Source organism: Nocardia sp. NPDC049935 (assembly GCF_055586645.1).
The window spans coordinates 139,791-158,016 of the sequence record NZ_JBVJHV010000004.1; the positions used below are offsets into that span (position 1 = coordinate 139,791).

Sequence of the window (18,226 nt, forward strand, 5' to 3'; positions counted from 1 at the left end):
GGGAACCCGGCGTTGATCGAGAATCCGGTTCCTGTCGTACTGGCCGGGTCTCGGCGAAACCGTGTTCACCCAGAGGTGCGGGTGCGCGAAGCGACCACCACGCGTGCGCCCTCGGTGCGAAGTGTTCGGGCGATGGCCGGCCCGATGCCCTTCGACGCGCCGGTGACGACCGCGACCCGTCCGGACAGCTGCAAATCCATTGTGATTCCTTGTCTCGTGGCGATCTTGCGTTTCGAGCTTGCGGCGGGAGCGCGGAAGCGAACAATGAGCAACTGCTGAACCAGCGATCACGCTGGGTTATCGTTCCTGTTGAGAGCCGAGTGAGACGGGCGATTGACGCTCCGCCGGGACGCTCGGAAAGAGGCGGAGTTATATGGAGCGGCAAGAGTGGGAGATTTTCCTAGCCCTGGCAGAGGAATTGCATTTCGGGCGGACAGCGCAGCGGTTGCACATTTCTCAGGCCATGGTCAGCCAGACGATCAAGAAAGTCGAACGGCGGATCGGAGGGGCGCTGTTCGAACGCACGAGCAGACAAGTGCGGCCGACCGAGCTCGGCACCCGGTTGCGTGCAGACCTCGAGCCGCATGTGCGCGGGATCGACCGCGCGGTGCGTAATGCCACCGACACGGCTCGCGGTGTCGCGGGGGTGCTGGATGTCGGCTTCTCGGGGCCATGGTCCGGAAAATTGGTGCTCACGCTCTCCAGGGCGTTCACCGAACGTCATCCCGCCTGTGAGATCCGTACCCACGAGATTCAGTTACACGATCCGTTCGGGCCGATCCGATCAGGCAATGTCGATGTGCAGATCACCGAATTTCCGGTGCGAGAACGGGATTTGGTGGTCGGTCCGGTGATATTCAGCGAGCCACGAGTGCTGGTGGTGCCGGCCGGCCACGCCTTTGCTCTGCTCGAATCGGTGTCGATGGAAGATCTGGGGGATGACCCCTTCGTCACCATATCGGGCGCAGTGCCCGACTACTGGGTAGCCCATCATTTCTTCAGGGCGACACCGTCGGGCAAGCCCATTCCGCAAACAGCTCCGGTCCAGTTCTTTCAGGAGATGCTGTCGATCGTGGCAGCGGGCAAGGGCGTCTTCGCTGCGGCTGCCGCGGCGTTGGATTTCCACAGCCGGGCGGATGTCGCGTTCGTTCCGATGCACGATGCTCCGCCCATCGACTACGGATTGGTGTGGCGGGCGGCAGGCGAGACACCTCGGGTGCGTGCCTTCCTCGATGCTGTCTCCGACCACGTCCGGGCGGACCGCCGTTCGACGTGACCCAGTGGCAGCGGACCACAGCATATGGCTCCGTGCGATGTAGATAGATTGCGGGATGCAAGGCTTTTTTGCGGGCACCGATGAGTACTCGGATGACGCGCCGTCTTATCGGTTGAACGCGCTACCAACCCGGCGCGACCGACCCGAAGGACCGGATATGACCACCGCCAACCCCACCGCCGGCTACTCCGACACCACCGCCTACCGTCCCGGTAAGGTCCGTAACCGTGTCCTGTGGACCTTGCAGATCCTGCTGGGCCTGTTCTTCATCATCGCTTCGGGTGGGCCGAAGCTCGTGATGCCGAACTCGCTGACCGAGAACGCTCCCGAGAACCTGACGATCCCGTTCGGGTTGCTGATCTTCATCGGGATCGTGGAGGTCGCGGGCGGTATCGCGCTGATGGTGCCGCGCCTGAGCGCTGTGGCTGCCGCGGGGCTGTCGGTGCTCACGGTGCTGGCCGCGGGGACGCAGGCTTTCCTGGCCGGTGAGCCGGCGATGGCGATCTTCCCGCTGGTGCTGGCGGTGATCTTCGCCTGGATCGCCTACGAGCGTCGCGGCACGGTCACCGATCTGCGTAACTCGCTGTCGCGGTGACGATTCGCTGAGTACGGGCGGCGGCCGGTGGGTTATCCCACCGGTCGCCGGTCGTGCGTTCCCGGATCGGTTGCCTGTCGGGTTGGCGGCAACCGATCACGCGGCCATCTGGTCGACGGCGCCCCTGTGCGCGGGCGCCGCGCCAGGTGGCCGCGCTCGTATCGGGTACACCTCATGGTCCAGGCGGAACTGCTGCACGATGTCCAGCCGTCCGCCTCGATCGACCTCCCACAGCCGGCCCGGGGTTCGCCGTAGGTGTTCCAGTACTCGAGGAGGTCGGCCTCGTCCAGCAGCCGGAACCCCAGCGGTTCGCGGAATCCGATATGGGCGAACGAGAAGCCGCGACCGTTGCCGCAGATCCGGCGCTCCGCCGGACCCACGGGAAAAGAACTCGCGGGAATTCTCAGCGGCGGCCGACTCGCAGGATGCGGACCGGGCGCAGTGCCTGGGGCGGTTCGTCCGCGAATTCCGCGGATCCGTCGAGGTACTCGGCGATGAGTTCCGTGGCGGGGTGGTCTTCGATATCGGTGAAACCGAGGGCGCCCAACTGTGCGGCGAGGTCGTCAGGAGTGAAGTAGCTGAACCAGGGCTCGCCGACAGCTTTGGCGCGCTGCGCGCGGGCCTGCAGACCGGCACGATCCTCGTCGGTATCCGCCGCCCGCAGATAGTCGAAGACAACCTCGACGGGCTCGGCTTGACCCGCGATGTATTCGAGCGTGCCGCGCGCGGCATCGGGGGTCAGGTAGTAGACGACACCGAGCCATACGAAGACGGCCGGATCGGTCCGGCTGAAACCGGCGGACTCCAATCCCGCTTCCAGCGTGTCGGTTTCGAAATCGACCGGCGCGAAGGACACATTCTCGGGCCGGTCGATACCGGAGGCGGCGAGGCGCTGATGCTTCCAGGCCTGGGTGGCGGGATGGTCCACCTCGAATACCCGCAGGCCGGGATGTGGGTTGCGGTAGGCGAAGGTGTCCAGGCCCGCGCCGAGGATCACGACCTGTCGCGCACCGGCGGCGACGGCCGTCGCCACGCGGTCCTCGGCGAAGCGGGCGCGAGTGGCGAAGAACAGGCGGCGAGGCCGGTCACTGACCGCCAGCGACAGGACTCCGGAGTCCGCACCGCTGATGGGAGGATTGTCCGCCGGCCGGCCCAATGCGGTCAGCTCATCCGCGGTGACACCCAGTAGGCGGGCCGCCAGCGGATCGGTGAGGATCCTCGGCCGGTCGGCAATTTGGTGGTAGGCACGGGCGTAGGCGGTGGCGAGCGCTGTCCGGCTGGGACCTTCGTTGTCCATGCTCAACGACGCTACTCACGAACGCCCCGCCCGCACCGTGAACTCGGCCACTCCGGACTTCGGGCGGAGGGTGGGTCCGGAAGGGTGTACGAGAATGCGGCTTGCGTCCGAATCGGCTTAGCCTTGTAACTATGGACCTCGGGGAACGGCTCCAGAGTATTCGTAAGCGGTGTGGTCTTACGCAGCGTGAACTCGCCGAGGCCGCAGGTGTGTCCCTATCGCTCATCCGCAAGATCGAGCAGGGGGAGCGTGACGCCCGGATCGATACGCTGCGCAGGCTTGCCGTCGCTCTCGGCCGACCGCTCACAGCCCTGCTCGGTCCCGACCCGGCCATTCCGGATTCAAGCGGCGCCGGCAAGCTGTGGGGACCCACGCGAGACGCGCTCACAGCGTCGGCGGATGGTGAGCCGGGGTCTGGTCTGGAGGCTGCGCTGGCGTATGCGACGCGGTTGTACCACGACAACGAGTACGAGAAGCTCTCCCGCGTTCTGCCCCGGTTGATTCGGGAGGGGAATGCCGCGGGGCCGCTGTTACGTTCACGGGTGCTGCAACTCGCGGGTTCGGTGCTGGTACAAACTCGCCAGCCGGAGCCTGCGCGGCTCGCCTTGGATCGATCGCTGGCGGATGCGGAATCCACCGGAGATGTGCTGGACGCTGCGTCCGCCGTGATCACCCTGTGCTGGCTGCTGATCGTGGAGCGGCGCTTCGATCGGGTACGCGGCCTGGCCGCGGAGTGGGCCGATCGGGTGGAACCTCGGTTGTCGGTCGCGACGACGCGGGAGATATCCACCTGGGGCTGGCTGCTGCTGCGGGGTTCGGCGGCAGCCGTGCGCGACAACCGGGCCGACGAAGCGGACGAAATGATGCGTCTCGCCGGTGCGGCCGCCGTGGCCGTGCGACCCGAACGAACGCCCTATCACCAGTACTGGACGACATTCGATTCCGCGACGGTCGCGATGAAACGAGTCGAGAACGCTGTCGTGGACGATCGGCCGGACCTCGCGCTTCGCTTGGCGCGGGGCATCCCGCAGGATCTTCGGCCGACGTCCGACAACCGCAACCGGCATCTGCTGGATGTCGCACTGGCCGAGGTCGAATTGCGCCGCTACGACCTGGCTTTCGAAGTCCTCGAAAGGCTGTCCCGGGAAGCGCGGCCGTGGTTCGTGGAGCAGCGGGCGGCGCGCGACATTCTCGGCCGCATCATCGCGAAGCGGCGCACCCTCACACCGGAGATGCGGGAGCTGGCCGATGTGATTCGCCTCGAGTACTGACGTGGTACTCCCGGCCTCCCGCAACCGGAAAGTGTCATAGCAACAGAATCGCCTCCTGCACAAAGCTTTCAATCGGTTCCGCCGTGGGGTTCGCCATGTTTCGTCGGCGGGAGCAACTCAGCGACCGCAGGAGACACAGGGGGCACTCGATGCGAGACCGGCCGACCGCGCTCGGATATGTGGATCTCGACGCGAGTACATCACTGGCCTGGGATCGGGCGCAGGTTCGACGACTGGCACGCCGTCTGGGCTATCTCGTCGTCTGGCCCGACCTGTCGTCGCTGCTCCCGTTGTTCGATCAGGTCCGGGCTGCCGATGTGGACGCGGTGGTCGTGCCGGGTCCGCACCACCTCGGTCCGATCGAGCTGAACAGGGTGATGGGTATCGCCGACGTGGAGACGGTGTTGCCCCGGTTGTCGTTCGCTCGGTGGTCACTGGCGAGGCATGAGCGGTGATCGTGCTGGGGTATGTGATCGCGATCGGGTTGCCGTCGGCCGTGCTGGTCTGGGCTCTGGTCTGGCCGGAGCCGGCAGAACGCCGGACCGTGCACGAGCGACGACGAGGGGTTCCGAAAGGTGTGGCCTCAGAAGCGTTGCCGGAGCGGGAGGTCGGCGGGGGTGTCGCGGTAGATGCCGCGGTCGATGAGGCGGGGGACGACCTCGTCGATGAATTCCCGGATGGCTGTCGAACCTGTCGCGAACATCAGGTTGAAGCCTCCGACATTGCCGTCCTCGTGCCAGGCCGCGAAATCGTCGACCAGGGCGTCGTAGGTGCCCACGAATTTGCGGTGGGTGGCTCCGCCTCGGCCGACCGCCTGGGCGACGACCTCGCGCACGGTGACACCGGGGCGTTCCTGGGCCCAGTTGTAGAGGCCGACGTAGTTGCCGAAGGTGCTCTTGATCGTCTGTTCGACGTCTTCCGGCCGGGGTAGCAGGTGGGTGGGGAACGGGTCGTCGATATCGCCGAGCGGGACTTCGATGCCGAACTGGCCCAGAGCATGTGGGGCCAGGGGTTCCCAATAGACGTAGCTGTCGAGTTCCCGGAGTTTCTCTTCGGCCTCCGCGGCGGTGCGGCCGAGGTAGGGGATGAGTCCGGGGATGGCGGGGACGGTGCCGGGGGGCCGGCCTTCGTCGATGAGGGCCTTGTCCAGGGCTTGGCGGTAGGTGGCGGCGCTCGCGCGGGTGGAGGAGTTGGTGAACACCATCTCGGCGTGTTTGGCGGCGACCGCGATACCGGGGCCGGAGCCGCCGGCCTGGGCGATGAGGGGGCGTTGCTGCCTGCTGGGTGCGATGTTGAGTGGGCCGGCGACGTCGAACAGCGGGCCGTGGTGGTCGATCGGGTCGGCGTGGAAGCGGGGGCGGCCGTCGGGGCCGGGGCGCATGGATCGGTTGTCCCAGAGTGCTCGCAGGACCTGCAGGAACTCGTCGGCGCGTCGGTAGCGCGCTTCGCGATCGAGGTGGGCCTGCAGGCTGTAGTTCTGGGCGAAACGGTCGATCACCGAGGTGACGGCGTTGTATCCGGCGCGGCCGTCGGAGACCTGGTCGAGTGAGGCGAGCAGGCGGGCGAGGTTGTAGGGGTCGTAGAACGTGGTCGACGCCGTCGCGATCAGGCCGACGTGGCGCGTGTGTTGTGAGATCGCGGTGAGCGCGGTGATGGGTTCGGCCGGTCCGCCGTCGAAGGCCGGGGAACTCTGCAGGCCGGGGATGTCGCCGACGAAAAGGGCTGTGAACAGGCCCTCGTCGCCGAATTGGCCGTATTCGAGCAGGCGCTCGAAGGCGCTGCGGTCGGGAATACCGTGGGCTCGTTCGTAGGTGTGGGCGCCCTGGTGCAGGTTGATGTCGTTGGCCACCAGGTTCAGGTGCAGATAACGGCGCTCCGCCATCGGAGACTCCTGTCGTAGAACTTGTTCCGAGAGTAGGCGGACCACGGCGGGAACGGGGCGGACTGCCGGAGGCGACCGCGGGACATCGGAGGGCGGCAGGATGTCGCCGAGGTCAGGATCTAGCAGTGCTAGACAACGTAGCGCGCCGATGTTATCTTTGCTTCAGTTTCTAGCGATGCTAGATATGCAAATCGACCGAGGAGTACACGACATGAGCTTCACCGCCAATGAGCAGCAGTTCCTTGCGGAGGCCGGGATCGGCCGGCTGGCCACCGTGTCGCCGGACGGGGTGGTGCAGAACAACCCGACCAGCTACCGGGTTAACGCCGACGGCACGATCGATATCGGGGGTATGCAGATGCGTTCCAGCCGGAAATACCGCAATGTCGAAGCGGGCAGCCGGGTCTCGTTCGTCATCGACCAGCAGGTTTCGCTGGAGCCCTATGTGATTCGCGGTATCGAGGTGCGTGGCACGGCCGTGGCGCTCGAGGACGAGGAGCCGCCGTTCCCACCCCAGGAACGCGCCGTCATCCGCATTCGCCCAGAACGGGTCATCTCCTGGGGGATCGACGGCGGACCCTTCGACTTCGCCGGTCGTCGCGCCGAATAGGTGGGCAACGCGGGCGGGCGGTCAGGCGATCCAGTCGAGGGTCCGGCCGTGGGCTCCGGCGAGGGCGAACGGCCGGCCGTCGAGGGAGAGGACGAAGCGTCCACCGATCCGCTCGGCGGGGGCCGGGATCCGCTGGGTGATGTCCGGGAGCACGGCGGGTCCTTCGTTCGCGATCCAGCGGCAGGGTAACGCTCGGACGGTTTTCTCGAAGGCGGCGCGTGCGTCGCTGTCGAGGTAATTGAGTACGGCGCTGTGGAAGACGACGACGGTCGTATCGGCGGGGGCTCGATGCACCAGGTCGGCGACCGTGGTGACGAGGTCGCCGCGGATCAGGTGTGGGCGATCCTCTCGGGCGAGGTCGGCGGCCCGGTGGAGACGGTCGCGGCGGTCTCGGTGTTCGGGCCATATGAGGCTGTCGAGCCAGGCGATATCGTCCGCGTCGGCGACGTCCAAGGGGTTGAGGTCGACGCCGGCGCGGTGGGTGACGGTGGGAAGCCGGTCGGGTAGGGGTGGGTTGCCGGTCGTGGTGCAGGTGAGCAGGACCGGGGACGGTCCCGATACCGGGTCGAGGCGCCGGTGGTCGTCGTAGAGATAGCTGTACCGGTCCGGATAGAGGCACAGGCCGGCGGATGCGCCCACCTCGATCAGGGACAACGGACCCTCGAACATCCCGAGCAGGGGCAGCAGCACCGCGGTGCGGCCCGCCTCGTTCGTCTGGGTGGAGCGGGTCAGCGCGGTCCGTTTCACCGTGGGCCAGTTGTCGAGCGTCCACGCACGGAACGCCGGATACGCGTGGGTGGGCCCACCGTGGTGGCGGGTGGCGCCCAGGATCAGGTTCGGTTGGCGTCTGTGCTCGGGGAGTTCGTCGATGAGCGCCAGGATTTCGGGGTCGGCGGCGATTTCGAGGGCGAGCGATTCGTAGGTCGGGGAGGATCCGTGCGCCTCGAGCCGGGCGAATCGCCGGTACCTCTGTGCGGTGCTCATGGGTGATGACTACTACGAATATCGTGGCGGGGGAACGGTTCCGGTCGGGAAGAACGGCGTGCGGACCGCGGCCGGGTGCCGAGGCCCAGTGTCGACGTTGCTCCGGGGCGACCCGGTTGTACACGAGGTCGAAGACTCGGGTGCCGGTGGTGTCGTACCAGCCGTCGGCGCTGCGGGGGTAGAGGGTGTTTCCTGCTGGATCGACCCAGCGGTGACCGACGCGCCGCGAGCCGGGCCGGTTCCGTAGCGCGGGCGAATACGACAGTCGGCCCGCACCGATCCGGTGCGGGCCGAGAGTCCGGGGTGTTCAGCGCTGGTGGGCGACTGTGCCGGCACTCAGGTCGGAGATACGGGAAACGCGCGCATTCCAGCCGGCTCGAGTGCCGTAGACGCTCACCAGTTCGCGCCGCCGAGGATGATCTCCGCCGCCTTCTCACCGATCATGAAGCACGGGGCGTTGGTGTTGCCGCCGGTGATGCTCGGCATGATCGAGGCGTCGACGACGCGCAGGCCCTCGATACCGCGCACTTTGAGCCGGGGGTCGACGACGGCACGCTCGTCCACGCCCATCCGGCAGGTGCCGACGCCGTGGTAGACCGAGGTCGACCGCTGTTTGAGTGCGGTCCGGAGTGCTTCGCCGTTCGGAACGGACGTGCCGGGATGGATCTCGGTCTTCACGCCGCCCCCGAAGACCGGCGATGCCATGATCTCGCGGATCATCTCGGTGCCCTGTGCGAGCACCTCGACATCGTGCGGATCGGTGAAGTACTGGTAGTCGATCAGCGGCGCGGCCATCGGATCGGCCGAGGCGAGCCGGATGGTGCCGCGGCTCCTGGGATAGATCAGCGTCGAGAAGACCGTCAGGCCCGGCCGCGGGTCGGGCATATGCCGGACCGGCTCGTCCTGGTTGGGGCTCGGGTAGGTCCACGGCAGGGCGTGCAGCTGGATATCCGGTACGTCGGTGGCCATGCTGCTGCGCACGAAACCGACCGATTCGAAGACCGAATTGTTCAGGAACGAATCGCCGCGGAAGACGTCGCGGGCGACGCCCTTGGCGAAGGTCCACGGGTTGCCGCGGTAGGCGATGGAGGGGACGTGGAACGAGAGCGGGTGGAAGAGGTGATCGTGCAGGTTGTCGCCGACCGGCAGGTCCGCGATGGTCTCGATGCCGAGGGCGGCGAGATGGTCGGCGGGCCCGATACCGGAGAGCATCAGCAGCTGCGGGCTGTTGATGAAGCCGGCGGAGAGGATGACCTCCTTACCGGCGGAGATGAAGCGCGGGGCGCCTTTGCCGCCCTTGTCGCGCACCTCGACGCCGGTCGCGCGGCCGTTCTCGACGACGACCTTGGTGACGTGGACCCGGGTCTGGAATTCCAGGGTGGGCGGGGCGAGGTGGTGCACGTAGCCGCGGGTGGAGGAGTAGCGCAGGCCGTCGGCTGCGTTCTGCTGCATCCGGGCGATGCCCTCCTGCTCGGCGGCGTTGTAGTCGTCGAGGATCTTGACGCCGAGGGTATCGGCCGTGGCCTGGATGAACTGCAGTGTCGCTTCCTGCGGCATCTTGTTGCGACTGATCTTGATCGGCCCGCCGGCGCCGCGGAACTCGTTCGCGCCGTCCTCGAAGTCCTCGTAGCGCTTGTACGCGGCGTTGACCTCGTCCGCCGACCAGCCGGTATTGCCCTCGGCGGCCCAGGAGTCGTAGTTGGCGCGGTTGCCGCGGACGTAGACCATGCCGTTGACCGAGGAGGATCCGCCGCCGACCTTGCCTCGCGGCGCCGGCATCCGGCGCCCGTCCAGGCCGGGCTGGGGCACCGAGCGGTAGCCCCAGTCGAAAGGCTTCTCGAGCCGGGGCTCGGAGTGCATCGGGCCGATCATGCCGGGCTTCTTGGTGAAGTAACCGTGCATGCCCTTGTCGTCGGACTTACCGGCCTCGAGCAGGATCACGGTCGCGCCCGACTGGGCGAGCCGGCCCGCGACGATCGCGCCGGAACTACCGGATCCGACGACCACGTAATCGGCTTCGTTGCCGGGCGCGCGCTTGGCCATGCTGCTTCATCCTTCACTCGGTGATCGGCCGGGCGTGGGCGACCGGCTACGGATAACTGTAACGCGTTCTAATTTCTTCGGGAAAGTCCCACCTGGTTCCGCTCCGGCGCGGTGCGATCGCCCGGGCGGGTTCGCGGTGCGGAATCGAGCCGGTCGAGGCTGATCGCCCCGGCCGGGAGGATGGTGGACGGCCGGTCGACGGGCCTGCGCAGGTGACCGTGGAGATCGCGGTGCTGGTGTGGATCGGCGGCATCGTGTTCGTGTGTGGCCGGTCGTAATGGTTGACGTTGTCAACTCGTATGCATAGGGTGGGTTGACGATGTCAACCTACTCCGAGGGGTGGCCATGCCAACAGTTCTGATCACAGGCGGACATTCGGGTATCGGTCTCGCCGCAGCACGCGAGCTCGCCGCCAAGGGCAACAGCATCGTGCTGGCCGGGCGCAGCTCGCAGCGCATGCAGCCGACTGCGGACGAGCTGCGCACGCGGTGCGGAGTGCCGGTGACGATGCTGGAACTCGATGTATCGTCCCTTGCATCCGTCCGGACCGCCGCTGCGCGGTTCGACTCGCTGCGCGAGGGCGGCGAGGTCGAACCGCTCGACGCGATCCTCTGCAACGCGGGCGGTCGTTTCGACGGGGATGTCACCTACAGTCCCGACGGATACGAGACGACCTTCGCGACAAACTGTCTCGGGCATTTCCTCCTCGTCGAGTTGCTGCTTCCGAGCCTCATCGAGGGGGGCAGGGTCGTCTATACCGCCAGCGGCACCCACGACTCGCAGTCGATGGACGGCAGGCTGGTCGGGGCCGCCGTCGAGCCCGACGCCACGGCGCTGGCGAACGACGGCAAGAACGGCGTCAAGGCGTTGAGTGCGGGAAAGCGTTACAGCACCTCGAAGCTGTGCACGGTGATGTACTGCTACGAGCTGGATCGTCGGTTGCGTCGATCGGCGAGTTCGGTGGTCTCGCTCGTTTTCGATCCGGGTTCCGTGCCCGCGACCGGGCTCTTGCGGGGGATGCCGGGACCGGTTCGGTGGTTATCGCGGACGTCGTTGATGAAGTGGGTGTCCCGGCGGATGGGGGTTGTTACGTCGGATGTGGAATTTTCCGGTGCGTCCTTGGCGGCGTTGGCAACCGATTCGGACTATCTGGACCGTTCCGGTGAGTACTTCCAGGCGCAGGAGGGCAAGCTTTCCGCGGTACGAACCGCGCAATTGTCCTACGACAAGCGGCGTGCGCGGAAGCTGTGGGACGATTCGAAGCAACTCGTCCACTTGACCGCCGATGAGGAACCCGTGTGCCTGAGATGAACACGGCTGATCGACTGGTTTGTGCCGCGGCGCAACTGCTCGATGCCGGGGGCGAGACCGCGGTCACCCTTCGATCGGTCGCCGCCGCGGTCGGTGTCTCTCACAACGCGCCCTACAAGCACTTCGCCGGCCGGGACGCCCTGCTCGCCGGGGTCGCGGCGGCCGATTTCATGGTCTTGACGGATACCTGGGAGCGGATCCGGACGACACCCGAGGAACCGACAGCACGCCTGCTCGGGGCACTCGATGTCGTCATCCGCTTCAGTCAGGAACATCCCGCGCGCTATCGCCTGCTGTTCGGCAGTCCCGGCATCGCGGCGCTGGGCGGTCCTCTGACCGATGCCGCCAACCGGGCCCTGCGCGGATTCGCTGCCATCGTCGAGGACTGTCAGACGGCCGGCGCTCTGCCCGTGTCCCCTGGGAACAACCTCGCGATCGTTCTGTTCGCGGCCACGCACGGCCTGATCGACGCCGACGCCAGCGGCCGACTCCGAGCCGAGTCGGGCTGGGCCGACATCGGTTCGGGCATGGAGCTTTTGATCGGCCTTCTGAGTAACCGTTAGACGGCACAAGGGCGTTACCGCGATGAGCAGCCCCGGCTGTCACCGACAGCGGGCGGCCATCCGGAACCAGCGAACCCCGGGACGTCTCAGGCGTCGCCGAAACACCGAGGGAAATAGATATGTCCGACTCCGAAATACCGACCTTCTCGTTGGCCGAGCGTGATCGCCGATGGGCATTGGCACGCACGTTCATGGAGCATGAGGGCCTCGATGCGCTGCTGGTCTTCGGCGAACACGAAGACGCGGGCCCGGCCCCGGTCGCTTACGACACCTGGTTCACCAACGGCCGGGCCGGCACGACGGTCCTCATGCCCCGCTCCGGAGACCCGGTCTCGCTGCTCCCGGGCCCGATGTTCATCATGGACCACCTGGAATCATCGCGCCGGGGCGAGACCATGTGGATCCCGCCGAAGAATCTGCGCGGCGGCCGTCATTCCGGGATGATCGCCGAGACGCTCGACGAACTGGGGCTGGCCGAAGCCGTCATCGGTGTTGTCGGTCTCGGCTCCCACATGCCTTGGCATCCCGAAGGAATCATCCCCTACGGGCTTTGGAACAGTGTCTTGACGCGCCTCCCGAAGGCCGACTTCCGGCCGGTGGATGTGCCCTTCGGTCGACTCGTCATGCGGCTGGGCCCTGAGGAAATCGCCGCGCTGCGACACTCGGCCGAGATCGGTGACGCCATGGTGGAAGTCATGGTGGCAACAGCCGCCCCCGGCGTTCCGGAAAGCCGGGTGTATGCAGCGGCTATGGCCGAGGGGTACTGTCGCGGGTCACTGCCGGCGGCTATGCACCTGTGGTCAGGACCGGACGTGGTCGCAGCGGGACCGCCGGCCTGGGCCCATCGCCCACAGGCTCCCCGCGTCCTCGCCGAGGGCGACATCATCTACGCCGAGGTATTCTCCAACTTCGGAGGGCGTCACACCCAGCACCAGGTGACCCTCGCCGTCGGCGAGGTGCACGAGGACTTCTACCGGGCCGCGAAAGTCGCACGCGCCGCATACGACGCCGGCCTCCAAGTCCTGCGGCCAGGGCGAACGTTCGGCGAAGTCGTCGACGCGATCCACGAGCCGATCGACGCCGCCGACGGCCGGCCGTTCCTCATCGCCATACATTCGCTCAATCCCGGACTTTCGCTGGGCAAGGGCCGCGGACTCTTCGGCGACCTCCCCGGAGCAGAGGAATATCCACGCGTCTCCGACCACCCCACATTCCTGCCCGATATGGAACTGGAGCCGGGAATGAGCTTCGCCTTCGAGCCGAACTACGCATTCGGACGTCATCTGGCCCACCTCGGTGGCACGGTGGTCGTCGGCGAGGACGAACCGATCGAGCTCAGCCCGTACACAGCCCAGATCCTGCCGGCGGCAGGCAGCGCCACGCACCTCGAATATTATGAGTGACTCGTATCACACTCCGCTGCTGTCGACGCCACCGCGCTCTCCGACGGTGCCGGCTCGGCCGAGGCGCTGCGTCACGCTCATCCCTCGCTGTCTTTGTTCACGATCCCGTCGAGATCGATCAGCGTGCCGCGCTCGATGCTGACCCAGTCACGCCCGCGCACGTAGGGCCGCAAGCGGTCGGCGATATGAGCGGTGTCGGCCGGTGACTTGGGGCGTTGCAACTCATACACCTGCGGCAGTGCGGCCATCCCGGTCACTACCCGCCACAACGCCACCGCCTCCTCGGCCGCCGGGGGATCGACCAGCACCGGACCGAACAGGCACTGCTTGTCGCCGAGGAACAGGGTCGGCACCCCGAAACCCCCGACGCCGGTCACTCGGAGGTGATCGCGCTCGATGTCGGCATGGGTGGTGGGGTCGGCCAGAGCCGCCTCCACGACCTGTGCGCCGAAGCCGAGGTCGCCGAGAATCCGCTCGGCGACCTCTCGGCGGTGCGGCGAGCCGCCCCGGTCGTGCAACTCGGCACCTATCGCCGTATACCAGCGATCCAGATCCGCCATTCCGTCGCGGCGCAGCAGCGCGCCGATCCGCATCAACGACCAGCCGTAGGACCACTCGCGCTCCCACGGGTACTTCTTCCCGTCTACGTGGTTGATCCATTCCAGGCTGAAGAATCGCCAGTTCACCGTGATGCCGAGCTGCTCACGCACCCGCCGGATCCACACCGAGGCCTGGTATGCGAATGGGCACATCGGGTCGAAATGGAAATCCACACTGTCCGGACTCATGCAGCCACCTCCGCAGCCATGTTCCCATGCATCCGGATCAGCGTCGCCGCCCTTGAAAAGGGGCTCGTGTTTCTCGCTCCCGGGGAGCTCGCGATGCTCCTGGCGCGGTGTGGCCGGGGAGGCGGGTTCGTGGTGCAGAATTCAGCCGATCGCACCCGACCGCCCAGGCCGAGCGTGACGGCCGGAGTCGGCGGGTTGTCCGAGCGATGGAAGGGGCCAATGGACGCCGACCCGTATTCGAAGTTGCATCGTCCGCTGTTCTCGCATGGTGCGCCGCTGGACCGCGGTACCGCGGCGAGCCGGATCAGTGCGTACATCTACGGCAACGTCCTGGTGCTCACGGCATTGGTGCCGGTGGTGACCAGTGCGAAGCATGTCGGGATCCTGGTGGTGCTGGGGACGGCGGCCTCGACGTTCGTCGCGCACAGTTTCGCCGAGGCGGTGGGCGACAGTGTGCGGGAGGGGCGGACCCTCTCCGTCGCGGACCGCTGGCGGGCGCTGCGGAATTCCGTGCCGATCCTCAGTTCGGCGGTGCTGCCGTGCGTGATCCTGGCGACCGGGCTGCCGGGGTGGCTGGACCCGCGGACCGCGCAGGTGGTCGCGGAGGTCGCGGTGCTGGTGCGGATCGGAGGGATCGTCTTCGTGATCCGGCGGTTGAAGGGGGAGCCGCCGACGCGGGCGTCGGTGTTGTCGGCGGTGCTGCTCACGGTGGCGGCGACGGCGGTGGTGATCGTGAAGGTCGTGCTCACCCACTGATTCGGCACCCGGGCGTCATGCCACGTCGAAAACGATCACTCCGGCGATCCGGTTGCCGATGCGCGCGAGGCGGGGCGTCTGCGCCGGGGCCTCGCGGGGTGGCGCCACCCTGGGGTTGCGCACGGTGAGGGTGGCGCCGCGGTAATGGACGCGGGCCTGTCCGGCGGCGACGATATTCCTGGCCCAGTCGGTTTCGCCGTGCAGCAGCACCACCGCCATCACGCCGTCGCCGCGGAACAGGCTGACCGGGGTGCGGTACGCGGTGCCGGATTTCCGGCCGGTGTGCTCGACCACGGCGAAGCCGGGCAGGGAGGGCGCGAGCCGGCGCATCAGGGGGTTGAGGTACCGGTCGCCGAGCCGATCGGCCCATTTCGGAAAGTAGTGGGGCAGCGGGCCTTCGGTGCTCGTCATATCGACGAGCCTAGAAGCGGGTTGCCGCCGGGACATCCTTCCGTGGGCGGAAATTCGCACGGGTCCGTCTGTGCTCCGATCCGCTTGTGGGACAGTGCGGTTGTGGTGTCGCACAGTCGCCCGTCCGAAGTGCGGTGACGCCGGTAGTCTCGACGGATGTCGAGGCCGACGGTGACCCGCCGCGGGGCGCTCGCGCTCGCGGCCGGTGCGGGTGCGCTCGTCGCGGGGATGGGGCGTTCCGCGACCGCGCGCGCCGAGGATCCGGTGAACGACCGGCGCTATCGCGGATACTCCGACGCGGACCGCGCCCGGCCGTACGCGTCGTTCATGGCCGGCCACACGGCCGCCCCGCAACCCGCCGTCACCGCCGCGTATGCCGGGCCGCCCGTACCGTCCGGGCGGATTCCGCCCTTCGAGGGTATGGCCCGCGAACTCGGGATCAGCGGATATTCGCCGATCGAAACCGGTTACGGGCGGATGGAGTCGGGGCCGGTCTGGGTGGCGGTGCGTACCGAGATGCCGCGCGTGACGGCCGCCATGTGGGACTGGTGGTTCGGCTGGCATCTGGTGGAATCGGCTCGGTACAAGCTGTGGCATCCGGACGCGCATATGTTCGCCGAAGTGGCCGCGGATCGGCGCGACCGGGCCGGATCCGACCGTGAGCGGTATATCGGCAACGTCTCCTATGTGGACGAATACGTCGGCCCGAAACTGCAGCAGCTCGCCATCGCCTTCCACGATCCGGTCGGCTACGGGTTCACCGTTCCCGACGGGCATACCGTGATCCTCGGCCGGGTCGGCAGCAGTGTGGCGCCCGTCGACCTGGGGTGGCTGGCCCACCAGGTGCGGCCGATACCGGGCGGGTGCGAGATGCGCAGCCGCTTCTATCTGGGTCTCTACGGACTGCGCGGTGTCGACGTGCCGCACGCCGCCCGGGCGGTCCGGCGCGGGGCGGCGGTGGACCCGGGTGATCTGCTCCCGGGGCTCGACCTCGCCCGCGATCTGCTGCTGCACTGCGGGCAGGAGATGAACCACCTCGCCGGGTTCCTGCCGGAGCTGTATCAGCGGTTCGCGGCCTGACCGGCGACGGTCTCGGCCACCTCCACCACCAGGTCGCGGACGGCGTGCAGGGCGGGATTCTCGTCGTCGGCCCGCCAGGCGGTGACCAGTTCCACCGGCGCGCCCTCGATCCCGTCCACGGGACGCAGCACCACCCCGTCCAGCCCGAACGCCTCGGCCGCGCGCGGGACCAGCGCGAGCCCCAGGCCCGCCCGGACCAGGGCCAGGATCGTATGCACCTGGCTCAGATGCTGTACGTACCGGGGCGCGATCCCGGCGCCGCGGAAGACGCCGACGAGGACCTCGTAGAAGTAGCGTGCCTCCGAGGGGGAGTACATGACGAACGGTTCGTCGTCGAAATCGCGCACATGGGGGATCGCGTCCCGGGCCGCGAGGGGGTGCCCGGCCGGAATGGCGGCCAGCAGGGGTTCGCGGTGCAGCGGGTGGTGGGCGAGTTCGCTCCCGCGCACCGGCGGCCGCACCAGCACCAGATCGAGTTCGCCGGCGCGCAGTTCCTCGAGCTGGGTGCCCGATACCCGCTCCCGCAGCACCAGGTCGACGCCGGGCAGGCGGGTGCGGGCGGCGGCGACGAAGGCGTCCAGGATCGAATGCGCCGATGAGGCGGTGAAACCCATTGCCACCGTGCCGATTTCACCCGCGGGCACGCGGCGCACGGTGAGTGCGGCCTGTTCGGACAGGCCCAGGATGCGCCGGGCGTCGCCGAGGAACGCCTGACCGGCGGTGGTGAGCCGGACCGCGCGGCCGGTGCGGTCGAACAACTCGACCCGTAGCTCGCGTTCCAGCAACTGGATGCGCCGGGACAGCGGCGGCTGGCTGATCGAGAGGCGCTCGGCGGCGCGTCCGTAGTGCAGCGTCTCGGCGACGGCGACGAAGCTCTCCAGCTGGTTCAGCGTAAACACCGATTCATAATAGGTATCGGTAGATGCGGAAAGAGTGTTGGACAGGTATTACTCCTGATTCTTACGGTGGTCGCAGTCACAACGCACAGCCGTCACCCGCAGGAGGAGAACCCGATGCCCGCCTTCACCCCGACCGAACTCGCTCGGCAACTCGGTTCCGGCCTGCTGTCGTTTCCGGTCACCCATTTCACCGGGGATCTGGAGTTCGACGAGCCCGCCTACCGGGAGAACATCATCCGCCTCGGCAAATACGAGGTCGCGGGCCTGTTCGCCGCGGGCGGCACCGGCGAGTTCTTCTCGCTGACGCCCGAGGAGGTGGGCCGGGTGGTGCGGGCCGCCGTGGAGAGCGCGCCCGAGGGCACTCCGATCCTCGCGCCGGCCGGGTACGGCACCGCGCAGGCGGTGGCGATGGCCCGTGACGCCGAGGCGGCCGGGGCCGACGGCCTGCTGCTGTTCCCGCCCTATCTCACCGAGGCCTCGCCGGGCGGGCTGGCCGACCATGTGCGCGCGGTCTGCGCCGCCACCTCGCTGAGTGTGGTGGTCTACGCGCGGGCCAACGCGGTCTACACCCCCGATATCCTGGCCGAACTCGCCGATACCTGCCCCAACCTCATCGGCTACAAGGACGGTCTCGGCGATCTGGAATCGATCACCCGGATCCACTCCCGCCTCGGCGACCGCTTCGTCTACATCGGCGGGCTGCCCACCGCGGAGACGTTCGCGCTGCCGTATCTGGAGCTGGGGGTCACGACCTACAGTTCGGCGATCTTCAACTTCCTGCCCGAGTTCGCCCTCGACTTCTACGGCGCGGTGCGGGCCGGAGATCGTCCGACGGTGCGCCGCCTGCTCGACGAAATCGTGCTGCCCTACACCGCGATCCGCGATCGCAAGGCCGGCTACGCGGTCAGCATCGTGAAGGCCGGAATGCGTCTGACCGGCCACGATGCCGGCCCGGTGCGCCCACCCCTGACCGACCTGGACCAGGCCGAGACGACAATGTTGTCGGACGTGGTCGAGAAGTCGCGCTCCCTCACCCGCTGAGCCCGGCTCGATATAC

The 18,226-nt window shown here is 67.5% G+C and carries 18 protein-coding genes and 1 pseudogene; 11 read left to right on the plus strand and 8 right to left on the minus strand.

Annotation, left to right across the window (positions count from 1 at the left end):
- Positions 1-80: 80 nt before the first annotated feature.
- Positions 81-200 (minus strand): annotated as a pseudogene (locus ACZ6SF_RS17365) (SDR family NAD(P)-dependent oxidoreductase); the annotation flags it as partial.
- Positions 201-373: 173 nt separating this feature from the next.
- Between ACZ6SF_RS17365 and ACZ6SF_RS17370 the strand changes: the two are divergent.
- Together ACZ6SF_RS17370 and ACZ6SF_RS17375 are read left to right on the plus strand one after the other, a co-directional pair.
- On the plus strand, positions 374-1,276 hold the full coding sequence (locus ACZ6SF_RS17370) for a LysR family transcriptional regulator (RefSeq protein ID WP_466063149.1): 903 nt from the start codon (positions 374-376) through the stop codon (positions 1,274-1,276).
- Between the two features lie 157 nt (positions 1,277-1,433).
- Positions 1,434-1,871 carry a DoxX family protein gene (locus ACZ6SF_RS17375; RefSeq protein ID WP_466063150.1) on the plus strand — a complete coding sequence of 146 codons (438 nt, stop codon included), beginning with the start codon at positions 1,434-1,436 and terminating at the stop codon, positions 1,869-1,871.
- Between the two features lie 403 nt (positions 1,872-2,274).
- Here the strand turns inward: ACZ6SF_RS17375 and ACZ6SF_RS17380 are convergent, their stop codons facing one another.
- Positions 2,275-3,168, minus strand: a complete 894-nt coding sequence (locus ACZ6SF_RS17380) for a class I SAM-dependent methyltransferase (RefSeq protein WP_466063151.1) — start codon at positions 3,166-3,168, stop codon at positions 2,275-2,277.
- Positions 3,169-3,299: 131 nt separating this feature from the next.
- On the opposite strand from ACZ6SF_RS17380, the gene ACZ6SF_RS17385 reads away from it, so the two are divergent.
- Both ACZ6SF_RS17385 and ACZ6SF_RS17390 read left to right on the plus strand, forming a co-directional pair.
- The gene (locus ACZ6SF_RS17385; RefSeq protein ID WP_466063152.1) at positions 3,300-4,439 is read left to right on the plus strand and encodes a helix-turn-helix domain-containing protein; all 1,140 of its coding nucleotides are present in this window, start codon (positions 3,300-3,302) and stop codon (positions 4,437-4,439) included.
- A 149-nt stretch (positions 4,440-4,588) separates the two neighbouring features.
- A complete protein-coding gene (locus ACZ6SF_RS17390) occupies positions 4,589-4,894 on the plus strand; it encodes a hypothetical protein (protein WP_466063153.1) in 306 nt (101 codons plus the stop codon).
- A gap of 128 nt (positions 4,895-5,022) precedes the next feature.
- On the opposite strand, the gene ACZ6SF_RS17395 is transcribed toward ACZ6SF_RS17390, so the two are convergent.
- Positions 5,023-6,321 (minus strand): NtaA/DmoA family FMN-dependent monooxygenase, encoded by a 1,299-nt coding sequence (locus tag ACZ6SF_RS17395; RefSeq protein WP_466063154.1) that lies wholly within the window; start codon positions 6,319-6,321, stop codon positions 5,023-5,025.
- A gap of 211 nt (positions 6,322-6,532) precedes the next feature.
- Between ACZ6SF_RS17395 and ACZ6SF_RS17400 the strand changes: the two genes are divergently transcribed.
- Positions 6,533-6,931 carry a PPOX class F420-dependent oxidoreductase gene (locus ACZ6SF_RS17400; RefSeq protein WP_466063155.1) on the plus strand — a complete coding sequence of 133 codons (399 nt, stop codon included), beginning with the start codon at positions 6,533-6,535 and terminating at the stop codon, positions 6,929-6,931.
- Positions 6,932-6,952: 21 nt separating this feature from the next.
- On the opposite strand, the gene ACZ6SF_RS17405 is transcribed toward ACZ6SF_RS17400, so the two are convergent.
- Positions 6,953-7,915: a DUF2332 domain-containing protein gene (locus ACZ6SF_RS17405; protein ID WP_466063156.1), complete on the minus strand. Its 963-nt coding sequence runs from the start codon at positions 7,913-7,915 to the stop codon at positions 6,953-6,955.
- 393 nt (positions 7,916-8,308) lie between these two features.
- Positions 8,309-9,958: a GMC family oxidoreductase gene (locus tag ACZ6SF_RS17410; RefSeq protein ID WP_466063157.1), complete on the minus strand. Its 1,650-nt coding sequence runs from the start codon at positions 9,956-9,958 to the stop codon at positions 8,309-8,311.
- A gap of 345 nt (positions 9,959-10,303) precedes the next feature.
- Here ACZ6SF_RS17410 and ACZ6SF_RS17415 point away from each other — a divergent pair, with 345 nt between their 5' ends.
- The 3 genes from ACZ6SF_RS17415 to ACZ6SF_RS17425 all read left to right on the plus strand — a co-directional run bounded on the left by ACZ6SF_RS17415 (position 10,304) and on the right by ACZ6SF_RS17425 (position 13,235).
- Positions 10,304-11,269: an SDR family NAD(P)-dependent oxidoreductase gene (locus tag ACZ6SF_RS17415; RefSeq protein WP_466063158.1), complete on the plus strand. Its 966-nt coding sequence runs from the start codon at positions 10,304-10,306 to the stop codon at positions 11,267-11,269.
- Positions 11,266-11,832: a TetR/AcrR family transcriptional regulator gene (locus ACZ6SF_RS17420; protein ID WP_466063608.1), complete on the plus strand. Its 567-nt coding sequence runs from the start codon at positions 11,266-11,268 to the stop codon at positions 11,830-11,832. Before ACZ6SF_RS17415 ends, ACZ6SF_RS17420 begins: the two co-directional genes overlap by 4 nt.
- Positions 11,833-11,951: 119 nt before the next feature.
- Positions 11,952-13,235: a M24 family metallopeptidase gene (locus tag ACZ6SF_RS17425; protein WP_466063159.1), complete on the plus strand. Its 1,284-nt coding sequence runs from the start codon at positions 11,952-11,954 to the stop codon at positions 13,233-13,235.
- 77 nt (positions 13,236-13,312) lie between these two features.
- Here ACZ6SF_RS17425 and ACZ6SF_RS17430 read toward each other — a convergent pair whose 3' ends face one another.
- Positions 13,313-14,023, minus strand: a complete 711-nt coding sequence (locus ACZ6SF_RS17430; protein WP_466063160.1) for a DsbA family oxidoreductase — start codon at positions 14,021-14,023, stop codon at positions 13,313-13,315.
- A gap of 219 nt (positions 14,024-14,242) precedes the next feature.
- Between ACZ6SF_RS17430 and ACZ6SF_RS17435 the strand changes: the two genes are divergently transcribed.
- Positions 14,243-14,779, plus strand: coding sequence for a hypothetical protein (locus ACZ6SF_RS17435; RefSeq protein ID WP_466063161.1), 537 nt, complete (start codon positions 14,243-14,245; stop codon positions 14,777-14,779).
- Positions 14,780-14,794: 15 nt separating this feature from the next.
- On the opposite strand, the gene ACZ6SF_RS17440 is transcribed toward ACZ6SF_RS17435, so the two are convergent.
- Positions 14,795-15,190 (minus strand): nitroreductase family deazaflavin-dependent oxidoreductase, encoded by a 396-nt coding sequence (locus ACZ6SF_RS17440; RefSeq protein WP_466063162.1) that lies wholly within the window; start codon positions 15,188-15,190, stop codon positions 14,795-14,797.
- Positions 15,191-15,346: 156 nt separating this feature from the next.
- Between ACZ6SF_RS17440 and ACZ6SF_RS17445 the strand changes: the two genes are divergently transcribed.
- Positions 15,347-16,270, plus strand: coding sequence for a DAPG hydrolase family protein (locus ACZ6SF_RS17445; RefSeq protein ID WP_466063163.1), 924 nt, complete (start codon positions 15,347-15,349; stop codon positions 16,268-16,270).
- Here the strand turns inward: ACZ6SF_RS17445 and ACZ6SF_RS17450 are convergent.
- On the minus strand, positions 16,252-17,169 hold the full coding sequence (locus tag ACZ6SF_RS17450) for a LysR family transcriptional regulator (RefSeq protein ID WP_466063164.1): 918 nt from the start codon (positions 17,167-17,169) through the stop codon (positions 16,252-16,254). The two genes, ACZ6SF_RS17445 and ACZ6SF_RS17450, sit on opposite strands and share 19 nt — an antisense overlap.
- 114 nt (positions 17,170-17,283) lie before the next feature.
- On the opposite strand from ACZ6SF_RS17450, the gene kdgD reads away from it, so the two are divergent.
- Positions 17,284-18,210 carry a 5-dehydro-4-deoxyglucarate dehydratase gene (gene kdgD, locus ACZ6SF_RS17455; RefSeq protein ID WP_466063165.1) on the plus strand — a complete coding sequence of 309 codons (927 nt, stop codon included), beginning with the start codon at positions 17,284-17,286 and terminating at the stop codon, positions 18,208-18,210.
- Positions 18,211-18,226 lie beyond the last annotated feature (16 nt).